The sequence below is a fragment of the Pseudoxanthomonas sp. USHLN014 genome (assembly GCF_037153335.1).
GTDB lineage: Bacteria > Pseudomonadota > Gammaproteobacteria > Xanthomonadales > Xanthomonadaceae > Pseudoxanthomonas_A > Pseudoxanthomonas_A winnipegensis.
Window position 1 is genome coordinate 126,770 of the sequence record NZ_JBBCKO010000002.1, and the last position, 13,364, is coordinate 140,133.

Consider the following 13,364-nt stretch of genomic DNA (forward strand, 5'->3'; position numbering starts at 1 on the left):
CGCCCGCCATCAGCCCGCGCGATGGGCCTGCTGATGCTGACGGTACATCGCCGCGGTCAGTTCCAGCCCGACATGCGAGAGCTGGGTGGCCGCGGCCTCGGCCGATTCCTGTGCCACTTCGGCCACGCGCTCGAACATGCACGCCTCGTAGCGACACACCGCGTCATGCAGCGCACCCTGCGCCAGCTGCTCGGCCAGTTCGGCGGCATCGAGCATGGCCGCGTTGACGCCTTCGCCTGCGAAGGGCGACATCAGATGCGCCGCATCGCCGATCAGGGTCAGGCCGGGACGGTGGTTCCAGCGATGCCCCACGGGCAGTGCGTGGATCGGCCGCGCGACGAAGTGGTCGTTGGCCACGCGGAACAGGTCCAGGATCTCCGTCGCGAACCCGGCGAACTCCTCGAGCAGCCCGGCCCGCACGGCCTGCGGATCGCTGAAGTCGAAGCGCTGCTGAGCCCAGTCCGCCGGCACGCGGAAGATGGCGTAGCCGCGCACATGCGCATGCCCGTTACGCTGGGCGATGAGCATCCTGCCCTCGCCTTCGATGTCGAGCTTGCCCGGTCCGACCAGCGCGGACAGCGCCGGATGGTCGCGATCGACCTGGTCGATGCCGAACTCGACGAAGGTCAGGCCGCTGTACTGCGGACGATAGGACGACAGCAACGGGCGCACCCTGGACCAGGCACCGTCCGCGCCGACCACCAGGTCGAACGGGCCGACCAGGCCGCTGGCCAGTTCCAGCTGCCAGCGGCCTGCGTCCTGCGCATGCAGGGCCTGCAGCGGCGCGCCCCAGCGCACGGTGCCGGGGGCGAGCGCATCGAGCAGCATCGCGCGCAGGGCGGTGCGGTCGACCTCGGGCCGGCTGCGGTCGAAGCCCTCCCGGTCCTCGAACAGCACCTCGCCGCGGTGGTTGAGCAGGCGCTCGCCCTGGTCTTCGTAGCGGGCGATGCGCGCGAAGGCGTCCTGCAACCCGGCGCGTTCGATCGCCAGCAGGCCCGAGCCCTGATGCAGATCGAGCGAGCCGCCCTGGGGGCGCTCCAGCGGATGCGCCTCGCGCTCGAACACCTCCGGCACGAGCCCCTGCAGCTGCAGCAGGCGGGCCAGCGTCAGGCCGGCCGGGCCGCCCCCGACGATGGCGATACGCGGAAGGTTGGCCATGCCTGCTGCTCCGGATATGATAGGTGCCTATATTTAAAACATAGTCACCTATGGAAAGTCAAACCAGCGAACTCGAGCACGCCGCCCGCCACGATCCGCTCAAGCTGCTCGGCATCGCCTATCGCACGTTCTCGCGGCTTGTCGACGCACAGCTGCGCGAGCATGGCTTCGCCATGGGCCAGCTGCCGGTGCTGGTGGCGCTCAAGCACGGCGATGCGCTGTCGCAGGGCGAACTAGCGCGGCGCGCGCGGGTCGAGCAACCGAGCATGGCTCAGCTGCTCAGCCGGATGGAGCGCGACGGGCTGATCCAGCGCACGCCCGATCCGGCCGATGGCCGCAGCAAGCTGATCTCGCTGACACCGCTGGCGCGCAGGCGCCTGCCCAAGGCCAAGGCGGTAATGGACGCCACTGGCGAACAGGCTCTGGCCGGCTTCGACGCGCAGGACCTGGCCCAGTTCGCCACGCTGATGCTGCGGATCAACCGCAACCTGGACGCGTTGGAGTAGGCACCGCGCCGGCCCGCGTGTGGGCCGGCGCGGCAAGGCGGAGGCCTACTTGGCTACGCCGAAGCGATAGATCGTGGTCTGCGTGTAGGTCTGGCCCGGGTCCAGGCGCGTGCTCGGGAAGTCGGCGTGGTTGGGGCTGTCGGGGAAGTGCTGGGCTTCCAGCGCCAGCGCGCCCCAGTGCAGATAGGGCTTGCCGCCCTTGCCGCCTTCGATGCGGTCGATGGCATTGGAGGTGTACAGCTGCATGCCGGGCTCGGTGGTGAACACGGTCAGCGTGCGCCCGGTGGTGGGCTCCTCGACGATGACCGCCGGCGTCTCCAGGCCCGGCGCATCGAGCACCCAGTTGAAGTCGTAGCCGCCCTGCTTGGGCTCGGCATGGCGCAGGTCGGCGTTGTCTTCGTGGATGCGCTCGCCCAGGGCGTGCGGCGTGCGGAAATCCAGCGGCGTGCCGGCCACGGGCAGCAGCTTGCCGGTGGGGATCAGCTGCGCATCGGTCTGGGTATAGCGCGCGGCGTTGATCTGCACGCGGTGATCCAGCACCGAGGCGGCCCCGGCGCCGGCCAGGTTGAAGTAGCCGTGGCTGGTGAGATTGAGCACGGTCGGCTTGTCGGTGGTGGCGCGGTAGTCCAGCTTCAGGCCATCGTCCTGCAGGGTGTAGACCACGCTGACGTCGAGCGTGCCGGGGAAGCCCATCTCGCCATCGGGCGAGCGGTAGCGCAGGGTCACCGACGGGGTGCCGTCGCTGGCGGGGCTGGCCTCCCACAGCTTGGTGGCGAAGCCTTCCGGACCGCCGTGCAAGGTGTTGCCGTTGTTGTTGGTCGGGATCTGATAGGTCTTGCCGTCCAGGGTGAAGCGTCCCTTGGCCAAGCGGTTGGCGTACCGCCCGATCAGCGCGCCGAAGTTGGTCTGCACGGTGGCGGCGTCCTTGAGGTAGCCGTCCAGCGTGTCGTAACCCAGCACCACGTCGTCGGCCTTGCCGTTGCGGTCGGGCACGGTCAGCGCCTGCAGGATGCCACCATAGGTGATGATCGAAGCGGTCATGCCGTGGCCGTTGTCCAGCACGAACTTCTGCACCTTGCGCCCATCGGGCAGCGTGCCGAAGTCGCTGGCGACCACATGCGCGGGGGCCGCGGCCGGCGCGGACGAGGCCGCAGGCGCGGCGGCGCCGGAAGCATCGGGCTGGGCGCGCGTGGCCGGATCTTCCGGCGGTTGCGAGCAGGCGCCCAGTCCCATCGCCGTCACGGCGGCCAGCAGTGCGATACGCATTCGATGTCTCCCTCCCAGGTGAGGGCGCCAGTGTGCCTCAAGCCGCATGCGGGCGCAGGCGACGCGGGCAGTGGTGCCAGGGGGCAGGGATCAGAGGACAGGGGATGAAGCAGTGCATTGGCGCGCGCGCTGAGTGCCGCATCGCCGGCTACCACTTTCCCTTGCCTCTGATCCCTGGCCCCTGGCCCCTGCTTTCCTCCCGCACCCGCAGGAAGCGGGCGAAGCGTGGCAGGCCGCGCCCGGTCAGGCCGTTGTACTGATACGTCACCCACGTGCCCAGCGGCGGCGGCGCATCGCGCTGCGCGTCGCGCAAGCCGCTGCCGATGCGGAAGCGGCGCCCGTCCGGCGTCTCCACCAGCAAGGCACCCAGCCGGCCGGCGTGCCGGCCCTGGCCCGGCACATGCCCGATCACGCGCGCCTCGGCATCGTCCAGGCGCTTGTACTTGAGCAGCGCATCGCTGCGCCCGGGCAGGTAGCGCGCCGCGCGGTGCTGCAGCATCAGGCCTTCGCCGCCGGCCTGCACCACGCGGTCCAGCTCGGCATCCAGCGCGGCTCGGCTGTCGAAGCGGCGCTGCTCGAGCATCCGCAGCTGCGGATGCGCCCCGGTGCCCAGCAGCGCCTGCATCCGCGCCACGCGCGCGGCGAACGCGCCGCCCGCGGCGGGCAGGTCGAACACCATGAAGCGCAGCGCGCGCCAGCGCGGGTCGTGCGGATCGCCCGCGCGCAGCAGCGCGCTGGCCGCGTCGAACTGGCCGCGCCCGATCCACAGCTCGCCTTCCATCGGCACCGGCGGCCAGCCCCGGGTGAACCAGGCCGGCACCGCGATCGGCTCGCCGCCGCGCGTCCACAGCGCCCGGCCGTCCCAACGCCCGCGCACGCCATCGAGCTTCTCGCTGACCAGATACGCGGCGACCTCGCCCTGCCCGCGATACGCGGTGGCCAGCATCGGCGGCGCCTGCGGCGCCGCTGCGTCCACCATGCCCGGCCCGGCCAGACAGGCCGCCAGTACCATTCCCGCCACGACGCGCATCGTCTGCTCCACGAAGTCCATTCCGGGCTCCAGCGTGGCCCTGCGCGGCCACGGTGTCCGTCGGCGCGCGTCCGATCCGGGCGTAGGACAACGCCGCGGCCTGATCCGCGTCGGCCTTCCGTCTTATCATCCGGATCGACCCGGTGGCCAAGGCTGCCGTCGGGCACAGGGACGCACCAAGGGGACAACATGAAGCGCATCATCTGGACACTGGCCGGCGTGGTCAGCGTGGCGGGCTGCACGGTGGTCAAGGTCGATCCCGGGCAGGAGGCGGTGCTGATCGATCGCCCGCGCCTGTTCGGCGAAGGCGGCATCCGCGACGAGACCATCAAGCCCGGCCTGGCCTATACCTGGCTGACCACCGATGCCATCGTGGTGGATGTCAGCCCGCAGGTGCTGGCGGTGGCGTTCGACGACTTCTCCTCGTCGGACAACATCCTGCTCGACTTCGAGACCACCATCCAGTACCGCGTGACCAATGCGCCGCGGCTGCTGCGCAAGTTCGGCCCAGACTGGTTCAAGAACAACATCCGCAGCCAGTACGCGGCCATCGTGCGCGACCAGGTCAAGCGCTTCGACATGACCAGCATGATGAGCGATGTCGCCACCGCCCAGCGCATCGACGACGCGGTGACCGATGCCATCCGCAAGGTGGTCAAGGACCAGGGCCTGGACGTGGAGATCATGAACATCACCCTGGGCCGGGCCAAGCCCAATCCGGACGTGCTGCAGCAGATGAACCTCACCGCGGCCCAGCAGCAGCGGGTCAAGACGCTGGTCGAGGCCACCAATGCCGAGCTGCAGCGCGCCAAGGAGCAGAAGGCCATGGCCGATGCGGACAACGCCTACCGCAACGCGATGAACCTCTCGCCGGAGCAGTACCTGGCACGCCAGATCGCCGAGATCAACGCCGAGGCCTGCACCAAGGCCGCGGCCTGCTACGTCGTGCCCAGCGGCACCAGCGTGGTGGCGAAGTAGGACGCAGGCCGGGGCCGGATCAGACGATCCGCATCCGCCGTCGCCAGCTGGCGATCTGGTTCCAGCGGATGAAGGTGACCAGGCCCGAGGCCAGGATCAGGGCGATGCCGACCCAGGTGATCGCATCGACGCGGCTGTGGAACAGCCAGGCGCCGAAGCCGATCGCCCACAGCATCTGGCTGTACTGAGTCGGCGCGACCGCGCTGACCGGCGCCAGCCGCGTGGAATACATCATCAGGATCGCCGCCAGCCCGGCCAGCAGCCCGTAGCCGGCGATCAGGCCCCATTGCGTGGCGCTGGGCCAGACGAAGTGCGGCAGCATCAGGATGCCGCCGGCCACCAGCGGGCCGATCACGCCGGCGCCGTACAGGGTGACGCGCTTCTCCTCCGGCCCGGCCATGCGCAGGCTGATCACCGACACCGCGCCGGTCAGCCCGCACAGGATCGCCGCCACGTGGCCCTGGCTGAGCTGGCGGAAGCCGGGCCGCAGCACCACCAGCACGCCGATGAAGCCCACCGCCACCGCCGTCCAGCGGCGCCAGTGCACCTCCTCGCGCAGCAGCAGCACCGACAGCACGGTGACGAAGATCGGCATCAGGAAGATCAGGGCGAAGGCCTCGGCCATCGGCAGATGGGTGAAGGCGATCACCGAGGTCAGGTTGCCGGCCGCGCCGCAGAACGCACGCAGCAGCCAGATCGTCGGCTTGCGCGCCACCACCACCTCGCGCCAGCGGTCCTGCGGCTTCTTCAGGAAGGGCACGGCCACCAGCATGAGCAGGGCGCCGAAGAACACCACCTCGTAGGACGGCAGGCTGCCGTCGAGCAGCTTCACGAACGCATCGCTGATCGCATAGGCCGCATAGCAGGCGAAACCCAGCAGCACACCCTTGAACATCGTGTCGGTTCCGCAAGCTCGGGGGGCGCGTCGCGCCGGCACCACAGTCTACGGGCAGCGCGGGCAGGCGCCGCACATCGGCGTTGCGAAACTTCATGCCAGGCCGAGCCCGGCCGTGCTGAAATGGCGCACGCCCGCCGCCGGTCTTCACCTGCATGCTTCGTCCGCTCCTCCCGCCCCGCTGCCGGCCCGCCCCCGCTTCATGCCGACAGCGCTCGCGATTGGCACACAGGAACGCGGCATGAGCCAGCCCTGGTTCCCCGCCGGCGGCAGCGCCATGGCCGCCAAGATCCGCGCGCACGACTGGGCCGCCACCCCGCTGGGCCCGCTGGAGACCTGGCCGGCGCCGCTGCGCGCGGCGGTCAACCTGATGGTCAATGCGCCCGAGTGCATGTTCATGGTCTGGGGCGAGGAGGTGACCTTCCTCTACAACGACGTCTACGCCCCGATCCTGGGGCCGCGCGCGCCCGGCGCGCTGGGCGCCTCGATGCGCGTGCTGTGGGGCGATGTCTGGGAGTCGGTGCGCGGCCCCATCGAGAGCGCCTACCGCGGGCAGTCCGAGCGCCACGTGGAGATGTACATCCAGATGCACCGCTACGGCGTGCCGGAGGACACCTGGTGGACGTTCTCCTTCACCCCGATCTACCTGGACGATGGCCGCGTCGGCGGCGCGTTCTGCCTGACCAACGAGGTCACCGAGAAGATCCAGGCAGAGCGGCGCCTGGCGCGCGAGCACGAGCGCTTGGCGCAGCTGTTCGAACAGGCGCCGATGTTCATGGCCTTCCTCAGTGGGCCCGAGCACCGCATCGAGGTGGTCAACCCCGGCTACCTGCGCCTGATCGACCACCGCGACGTGGTCGGCAAGACCGTGGCCGAGGCCCTGCCCGACGCGGTCGAACAGGGTTATCTGGACCTGCTGGATGGGGTCTACCGCACCGGCGAGGTCTATGCGGCCAACAGCGCCGCCTACGCGGTGCGGGCCGAGCCGGGCGGGCCGGTGCATCCGCGCTTCGTGGACATCGTCTTTCAGCCGATCCGCGACGAGCGCGGGCAGATCACCGGCGTGTTCGTGCAGGGCGTGGACGTGACCGCGCGCATCGAGGGCGAGGCCGCGATGCGCGCGCTGGACGCGCACAGCCGCCAGGTCATCGACAGCGCCACCGACTACGCCATCCTGGCCACCGACCTGCAGGGGCGCATCACCCACTGGAACGCCGGCGCACAGCTGATCCTGGGCTGGAGCGAGCAACAGATGCGCGGGCATACGACCGAGCGGCTGTTCACCGAGCAGGACATCGCCAACGGCGTGGCCGAGCGCGAGCTGCTGGACGCGCTGGAGACCGGGCGCGTGGTACGCGAGCGCTGGCAGGTGCGCCGCTCCGGCGAGCGCTTCTGGGCCAGCAGCGCCACCACCGTGCTGCGCAACGCGGACGGCACGGCGATCGGCTTCGTCAAGGTGCTCGGCGACCGCACCGCCGAACGCATGGCCATCGACGCGCTGCGCGACAGCGAGGCGCGCCTGACGGCGCTGGTCAGCGCCTCGTCGGACGCCTTGTTCATGATCGACGCGCACTGGACGCAGATGCGCCAGCTGACTGGCACCGGCGCGGCCCGCGACAGCTTCGCGCCGATCGAGCGCTGGATGGCGCGGCACATCCCCGATTCGGATCAGCACCGGGTCGTCGCCGCGGTCCACGAGGCGGTGAACAGCCGGCAGCCGCTGACGCTGGAACATCCGGTGCGCCGCAACGACGGCAGCCTGGGCTGGTCGCTGTCGCGCGCGGTGCCGCTGTTCGATGCCGAGGGCAAGCTGCACGGCTGGTTCGGCGCGGCCACCGACATCACCGCGCGCCGCGATGCGGAGAACCGCCTGCGCGAGCTGACCGCCTCGCTGGAGGAGCGTGTGCGCGAGCGCACCGACGAGCTGCTGCTGGCCGAGGAGAAGCTGCGCCAGAGCCAGAAGATGGAGGCCGTCGGCCAGCTCACCGGCGGACTGGCGCACGACTTCAACAACCTGCTCACCGCCGTCACCATGGGGCTGGACCTGCTGCAGCAGCGCATCGAGGCCGGCCGCTACGACCGGCTGGAGCGCTACCTGGAGATGGCCCGCTCCGGCGCCTCGCGCGCCGCCTCCCTGACCCAGCGCCTGCTGGCGTTCTCGCGCCGGCAGACGCTGGCGCCCACGGCGGTGGACGTCAACCAGCTGGTCGATGGCATGGGCGACATCCTGCGGCGCACGCTGGGGCCCTCGATCCAGACGCATTTCCAGCTGGCCAGCCCGCTGTGGCGCGTGCTGGTGGATGCGCCGCAGCTGGAGAACGCGCTGCTCAACCTGTGCATCAACGCGCGCGATGCGATGCCCGAAGGCGGCCAGCTGATCATCGAGACCCACAATATCGAGCTGGACGCCGAGGCCGCCGCGTCGCTGGAGCTGGCGCCAGGCCCGTACGTGCGCCTGGGCGTGCAGGACACCGGCACCGGCATGAGCGCCGAGGTGATGGAGCGCGTGTTCGAGCCCTTCTTCACCACCAAGCCGATCGGCCAGGGCACCGGGCTGGGGCTGTCGATGATCTACGGCTTCATGCGCCAGTCCGGCGGCCAGGTGCGCATGGCCTCGCGGCTGGGCCACGGCACCACGATGCAGCTGCTGCTGCCGCGCCTGGACGGTGCCGAGGACGCCCTCGCGGCGGACGGCGTCGAACCGGCCGCGCTGGACCCGCACACCCGCGGCGAGGTGCTGCTGGTCGAGGACGAGGCGCCGGTGCGCGCGCTGATCGCCGAGGTGCTGGGCGAGGCCGGCTGCCGCGTCACCGCGGTGGCCGACGGCCACGCCGCGCTCGAATACCTGCGCGGCGCCGCGCCCATCGACCTGCTGCTGACCGACGTCGGCCTGCCCGGCGGGCTCAACGGCCGCCAGGTCGCCGACGCCGGCCGCCAGCTGCGGCCCGGCTTGCGCGTGCTGTTCGTGACCGGCTACGCGGCCAACGCCGCGGTCGGCGCCGGCCAGCTGGAGGCCGGCATGGAGGTGATGACCAAGCCCTTCCAGGCGGCCGAGCTGGCGCGCCGCGTGCAGGCGATCCTGGCCCCGTCGAGTTAGCTCGCCTCGGCCTGCGGCAGGCTGCCGCGCACCATCGCCAGCAGGTCGACCAGCGAGAACGGCTTGCGCAGCAGCTGCATGCAGGGTCCGAGGAAATCCGGGCGCTCCAGCGCTTCTTCGGCGTAGCCGGTCATGAAGATCACCGGCAGCGCCGGCGCCAGCGCGCGCGCCGCGTCGGCCAGTTCGCGCCCGCTCATGCCCGGCAGGCGCACATCGGTCAGCAGCAGGTCGAAGGCCGGCTGCGTGCGCAGCTGGTCCAGCGCCTGCTCGGCATCGCCGGCCTGCACGATCAGCAGGCCTTCGTCGGCCAGCACGTCGGCGGCCATCTCGCGGATGAGTTCGTTGTCGTCGACGAGCAGCACCCGTCGTTCCTGCAGCTGGGTCATGGGTCCGAGGCACATGTGGCGTCGCAGGACCGGCTCCGCTCCCGCGCCGGCCCCGCATGAAGGGGCCCGATCATAAGCGCAGACGCGTGGCGGGGCTGTCAGCGCGCCGACGGCGGGTACAGGTCCAGCAGGCGCAGGGTCACCCCGTTGGTCCAGCCGAAGCCGTCCTGGTTGGGATACTCGCCGCCGCCGGCGCGCTGGCCGGTGACCAGCACGTCGTACTTCTCGGTGAGCTTGTGCTCGGCGTCGAACACGCCGGACACCCGCGCCAGGAACGCGCGCCCGATGCGCTCGGCCAGCGCATCCTGGCCGTAGCGGCGCAGGCCATCGACCGCCACCCACTGCAGCGGCGCCCAGCCGTTGGGCGCGTCCCACTGCTGGCCGCTGCGCACCGGCGTGGTCACCAGCCCGCCCGGGCCGACCAACTGCGCCTGCACGGTGGCCGCGGTGCGCTGGGCGTGCTCGGGCGAGGCCAGTCCGGCGAACAGCGGGAACAGCATCGCCGCGGTCACCCGGTCGCGCGGGGCGCGCGTGCGCAGATCGTAGTCGGCGTAGTAGCCGGCCGGGTTCCACAGATGCCGCTCGATGGCGGCCTGGCGCTGCGCGGCGCGTGTGGCGTAGTCGATGCGGCAGGCGCCGGGCTGCTGGCCGCAGGCCGCGGCCAGCGTGGCCTCCAGGTGGTACATCAGGCTGTTGAGATCCACCGGCACGATCTGCGTGGTGTGGATGCTGCCCAGCCGCTGCGGATCGTCGAACCAGCGGCTGGAGAAGTCCCAGCCCGATTCGGCCGCCGCGCGCAGGTCGCGATAGACCTCGCCGGCCGGCCGCGCATCGCGCACCTGCGCGGCGGTGGCCACATCGTGCGCCCAGGCCTCCTGGCGCGGGATGTCGCGGTCGTCCCAGTAGCGGTTGAGCAGGCTGCCGTCGGCCAGGCGCACCACGCGCGCCGAGGCCTGGCCGGGCTTGAGCGCCTCGCTGCCGCGCATCCAGTAGGCGTACTCGGCCTGCAGCTGCGGCAGGTAGCGGCGCCGGACCTCATCGCCCTGCTGCGCGGCCGCCTCGCTGACCATGAAGGCGAAGAACGGCGGCTGCGAGCGGCTGAGGTAGTAGCTGCGCGTACCGTTGGGAATATGCCCGTAGGTGTCGACCTGGTAGGCGAAGTTGTCCAGCATCTGCCGCGCCAGCGCGCCGCGGCCGCTCTCGAACAGCCCCAGCATGGTGAAGTACGAGTCCCAGTAGTACACCTCGCGGAAGCGCCCGCCCGGCACCACCGTCGGCTCCGGCAGCGGCAGCGCGCTGCTGTAGGGCGGCACCTGGCGGAAGCTGCGCGTGAGCACCGGCCACAGCGCGTCGATATGGCCGCGCAGATCGGTGTCCTGGGCCAGCTTCGGCACCTGCAGCGGCGGATCCTCGTCGAAGTGCGCCGCGACGAAGGCCTTCAGATCGAAACCCGGCTGACCGCGCGCGGCCAGGTACTCGGCCTCGACCCGTGCCGGCTCCCCGCGCACGGTCATGTCCACGAAGTGCTTCTGGTCCTCGAACACCCGGCCCATCTGCACCGCCTCGAACAGCTGCGGATACAGCTGGTCCGGCGTGGCCGGCGCGGCGGCCCTGGCCACGGTGGGGGCCTGCGCCACCTGCGCCGAGGGCGTGGCACAGGCGGCGAGCCCCAAGGCGATGGCGACGGTCAGCAGGCAGGCGGTGACACGGTGGCGCGGCGCCATGCGCGGCTCCTGGGTTCGAGGAAGAAGACGACGAAGATAGCCAATCGGACCGCAGCCCCGCGTGGCGGTCACGCCGCGCTGCCGCATGGCCGCGCGCCGCGGCGGTATCGTGTGCGCCATGACGCCGCTCAAGTACCTCGCCGGCTATCCCGAGCCCCTCCAGCGACAGGTCCGCGCCCTGATCGACGCCGGCAAGCTGGGCCAGGTGCTGGCCCGCCGCTACGACACCGCCCACGCCGTGCGCACCGACCGCCAGCTCTACGACTACACCCAGGCGATGAAGGAGCGCTACCTGCGCCAGAGCACGCCGCTGCACAAGGTCGTCTACGACCCCAAGCTGCAGGTGGTCAAGCACGCACTGGGCACGCACACCCAGGTCTCGCGCGTGCAGGGCGGCCGGCTCAAGGCCAGCCGCGAGATCCGCATCGCCACCGTGTTCCGCGACGCGCCGGCGCCGTTCCTGGAGATGATCGTCGCCCACGAACTGGCGCACCTGAAGGAAGCCGACCACAACAAGGCCTTCTACCAGCTGTGCACCCACATGAGCGCCGACTACCACCAGCTGGAGTTCGACCTGCGCCTGTACCTGACGCAGCTGGAGCTGGGCCAGGCCTGATCCGTGTCACTGGCGATCCGGTTGGGGCCTGGGCCGCACCTTACCCCGCCACGTCCTCGATGCCGTCGGCCAGCAGCGGGCGGTCCCGCAGTCCATGGACCTGGACGCTGCAGCCGTGGTGCTCGAAGCGCGCACGCACCTTGTCCAGCGCGGCCAGCGCGGTGACGTCCCAGAAGCGCGCGCCCTGCACGTCGATCACCACCGCCTGCCCTTCCGCCTGCCGCGGATCGAAGGCCTCGACGAACGCATCGGCCGAAGCGAAGAACACCGGCCCCTGCACGATGTAGCGATGTTCCGGCGCGCCGTCGCGGCCGCGCTGCTCGGCATGGCGCACCTGCAGCGCGCTGGAGGTCTTCCACGCGAAGAACAGCGCGCTCAGCAGCACGCCCACGCCCACGCCTATGGACAGATCGTGCGAGGCCAAGGTGGCCACCACCACCGCCACCATCACCCCGCTGGACAGGCGGGGATGGGTGGACAGCGTGCGCAGCGAGCCCCAGTCGAAGGTCGAGGCCGAGACCATCACCATGATCGCCACCAGCGCCACCACCGGCACCCGCGAGACCCAGTCCTTCAGCAGCACCATCAGCACCAGCAGGAACACGCCGGCGAACAGCGTGGAGAGCCGGCCACGCCCGCCGTAGCGCACGTTGCCCACGGTCTGGCCGATCATGCCGCAGCCGGCGATGCCGCCGAACAGGCTGGCGCCGATGTTGGCCAGGCCCAGCCCCGCGCATTCGCGGCTCTTGCTGCTGGGCGTGTCGGTAAGCTCGTCGACGACGCGCGCGGTCAGCATGGACTCGAGCAGACCGACCATGGCGATGGCCAGCGCCGGGCCGGCGATGATGCGCAGCGTGTGCAGATCCAGCGGCACGCCGATGCCATGCCAGGACGGCAGGCGGGTGGGCAGCTGGCCCAGGTCGGCCACGGTCTTCAGCGGCAGCCCCAGCCCCGCGGCCAGCACGGTCAGCGCCACGATGCAGATCAACGGCGAGGGAATCGCCTGCAGTCCCGGCAGCGACAGCCGCGGCAGGCCGTAGATGATCGCCAGGCCCAGCGCCAGCATCGCCCAGGTGGCCACGCCGGCGCCGGCCAGCTGAGGCAGCTGCGCGCTGAAGATCAGGATCGCCAGTGCGTTGACGAAGCCCGTGCGCACCGAGGAGCTGACGAAGCGCAGCATCACGCCCAGGCGCAGCAGGCCGAAGACGACCTGGATCAGCCCGGCCAGCACGCCGGCCGCCAGCAGGTAGGGCAGGCCGTGAGCGGCCACCAGCGGCGCGGCGACCAGCGCCACCGAGCCGGCCGCCGCCGAGATCATCGCCGGGCGCCCGCCGGCGAAGGCGATCACGATGGAGATCACGAACGAGGCGTACAGCCCCACCTGCGGATCGACCCCGGCGACAAAGGAGAACGCGATCACTTCGGGGATCAGCGCGAAGGTGGCGACCGCGCCGGCGAGCAGCTCGCGCAGGGGCCTGCGGCGCCATTGCGCCAGTTCAGAGGAGAGCAGCGACATGAAGAACCTGGAAACGGTCGCGCCGCGCGCGGATTCAGCGCGGTCGGACAGGGGACGGGGCGCCCCATTGTGCCAAGCGCGCATGGCCGGCGCACGATCGCGCGTCCCGCAGGCCGCACGCGGAGCGCCGGATCGCGCGCGCCTTGCGAGCTGTCCCACTGCATCGTGGCCGCGCCGGAGGCACAGGTGCCT

At 71.0% G+C, this 13,364-nt stretch carries 11 protein-coding genes; 4 read left to right on the forward strand and 7 right to left on the reverse strand.

Going from position 1 to position 13,364, the window contains the following annotated elements:
* Positions 1 to 9: 9 nt before the first annotated feature.
* Positions 10 to 1,158, reverse strand: coding sequence for an NAD(P)/FAD-dependent oxidoreductase (locus tag WFQ05_RS04605; protein ID WP_337052876.1), 1,149 nt, complete (start codon positions 1,156 to 1,158; stop codon positions 10 to 12).
* 50 nt (positions 1,159 to 1,208) lie between these two features.
* Between WFQ05_RS04605 and WFQ05_RS04610 the strand changes: the two genes are divergently transcribed.
* The gene (locus WFQ05_RS04610) at positions 1,209 to 1,664 is read left to right on the forward strand and encodes a MarR family transcriptional regulator (protein ID WP_337052877.1); all 456 of its coding nucleotides are present in this window, start codon (positions 1,209 to 1,211) and stop codon (positions 1,662 to 1,664) included.
* A gap of 45 nt (positions 1,665 to 1,709) precedes the next feature.
* Here the strand turns inward: WFQ05_RS04610 and WFQ05_RS04615 are convergent, their stop codons facing one another.
* A complete protein-coding gene (locus WFQ05_RS04615; RefSeq protein WP_130523842.1) occupies positions 1,710 to 2,930 on the reverse strand; it encodes an aldose epimerase family protein in 1,221 nt (406 codons plus the stop codon).
* Between the two features lie 148 nt (positions 2,931 to 3,078).
* A complete protein-coding gene (locus WFQ05_RS04620) occupies positions 3,079 to 3,981 on the reverse strand; it encodes a DNA ligase (RefSeq protein WP_337052878.1) in 903 nt (300 codons plus the stop codon).
* Between the two features lie 168 nt (positions 3,982 to 4,149).
* On the opposite strand from WFQ05_RS04620, the gene WFQ05_RS04625 reads away from it, so the two are divergent.
* Positions 4,150 to 4,938, forward strand: coding sequence for an SPFH domain-containing protein (locus WFQ05_RS04625; protein WP_130523843.1), 789 nt, complete (start codon positions 4,150 to 4,152; stop codon positions 4,936 to 4,938).
* Positions 4,939 to 4,957: 19 nt separating this feature from the next.
* Here WFQ05_RS04625 and WFQ05_RS04630 read toward each other — a convergent pair whose 3' ends face one another.
* Positions 4,958 to 5,833 carry a DMT family transporter gene (locus WFQ05_RS04630; RefSeq protein WP_130530380.1) on the reverse strand — a complete coding sequence of 292 codons (876 nt, stop codon included), beginning with the start codon at positions 5,831 to 5,833 and terminating at the stop codon, positions 4,958 to 4,960.
* A gap of 241 nt (positions 5,834 to 6,074) precedes the next feature.
* Here WFQ05_RS04630 and WFQ05_RS04635 point away from each other — a divergent pair, with 241 nt between their 5' ends.
* A complete protein-coding gene (locus tag WFQ05_RS04635; RefSeq protein ID WP_337052879.1) occupies positions 6,075 to 8,930 on the forward strand; it encodes a PAS domain-containing protein in 2,856 nt (951 codons plus the stop codon).
* Here the strand turns inward: WFQ05_RS04635 and WFQ05_RS04640 are convergent.
* Both WFQ05_RS04640 and treA read right to left on the reverse strand, forming a co-directional pair.
* On the reverse strand, positions 8,927 to 9,289 hold the full coding sequence (locus WFQ05_RS04640) for a response regulator (protein ID WP_205956125.1): 363 nt from the start codon (positions 9,287 to 9,289) through the stop codon (positions 8,927 to 8,929). The genes WFQ05_RS04635 and WFQ05_RS04640 overlap by 4 nt on opposite strands.
* A 125-nt stretch (positions 9,290 to 9,414) precedes the next feature.
* Positions 9,415 to 11,040, reverse strand: a complete 1,626-nt coding sequence (treA, locus tag WFQ05_RS04645; protein ID WP_337052880.1) for an alpha,alpha-trehalase TreA — start codon at positions 11,038 to 11,040, stop codon at positions 9,415 to 9,417.
* Between the two features lie 85 nt (positions 11,041 to 11,125).
* Between treA and WFQ05_RS04650 the strand changes: the two genes are divergently transcribed.
* Entirely contained in the window at positions 11,126 to 11,656 is a 531-nt protein-coding gene (locus WFQ05_RS04650; protein WP_337053247.1) for a M48 family metallopeptidase, read from the forward strand.
* Between the two features lie 40 nt (positions 11,657 to 11,696).
* Here the strand turns inward: WFQ05_RS04650 and WFQ05_RS04655 are convergent, their stop codons facing one another.
* On the reverse strand, positions 11,697 to 13,172 hold the full coding sequence (locus WFQ05_RS04655) for a SulP family inorganic anion transporter (protein WP_131658661.1): 1,476 nt from the start codon (positions 13,170 to 13,172) through the stop codon (positions 11,697 to 11,699).
* Positions 13,173 to 13,364: the final 192 nt, after the last annotated feature.

Bases quoted from the DNA above. Each gene is read 5' to 3' on its own strand.
- WFQ05_RS04630 (WP_130530380.1), bottom strand. From the start codon at position 5,833: ATGTTCAAGGGTGTGCTGCTGGGTTTCGCCTGCTATGCGGCCTATGCG.
- WFQ05_RS04615 (WP_130523842.1), bottom strand. From the start codon at position 2,930: ATGCGTATCGCACTGCTGGCCGCCGTGACGGCGATGGGACTGGGCGCC.
- treA (WP_337052880.1), bottom strand. From the start codon at position 11,040: ATGGCGCCGCGCCACCGTGTCACCGCCTGCCTGCTGACCGTCGCCATC.
- WFQ05_RS04605 (WP_337052876.1), bottom strand. From the start codon at position 1,158: ATGGCCAACCTTCCGCGTATCGCCATCGTCGGGGGCGGCCCGGCCGGC.
- WFQ05_RS04650 (WP_337053247.1), top strand. From the start codon at position 11,126: ATGGCCGCGCGCCGCGGCGGTATCGTGTGCGCCATGACGCCGCTCAAG.
- WFQ05_RS04655 (WP_131658661.1), bottom strand. From the start codon at position 13,172: ATGTCGCTGCTCTCCTCTGAACTGGCGCAATGGCGCCGCAGGCCCCTG.
- WFQ05_RS04635 (WP_337052879.1), top strand. From the start codon at position 6,075: ATGAGCCAGCCCTGGTTCCCCGCCGGCGGCAGCGCCATGGCCGCCAAG.
- WFQ05_RS04620 (WP_337052878.1), bottom strand. From the start codon at position 3,981: ATGGACTTCGTGGAGCAGACGATGCGCGTCGTGGCGGGAATGGTACTG.
- WFQ05_RS04625 (WP_130523843.1), top strand. From the start codon at position 4,150: ATGAAGCGCATCATCTGGACACTGGCCGGCGTGGTCAGCGTGGCGGGC.
- WFQ05_RS04610 (WP_337052877.1), top strand. From the start codon at position 1,209: ATGGAAAGTCAAACCAGCGAACTCGAGCACGCCGCCCGCCACGATCCG.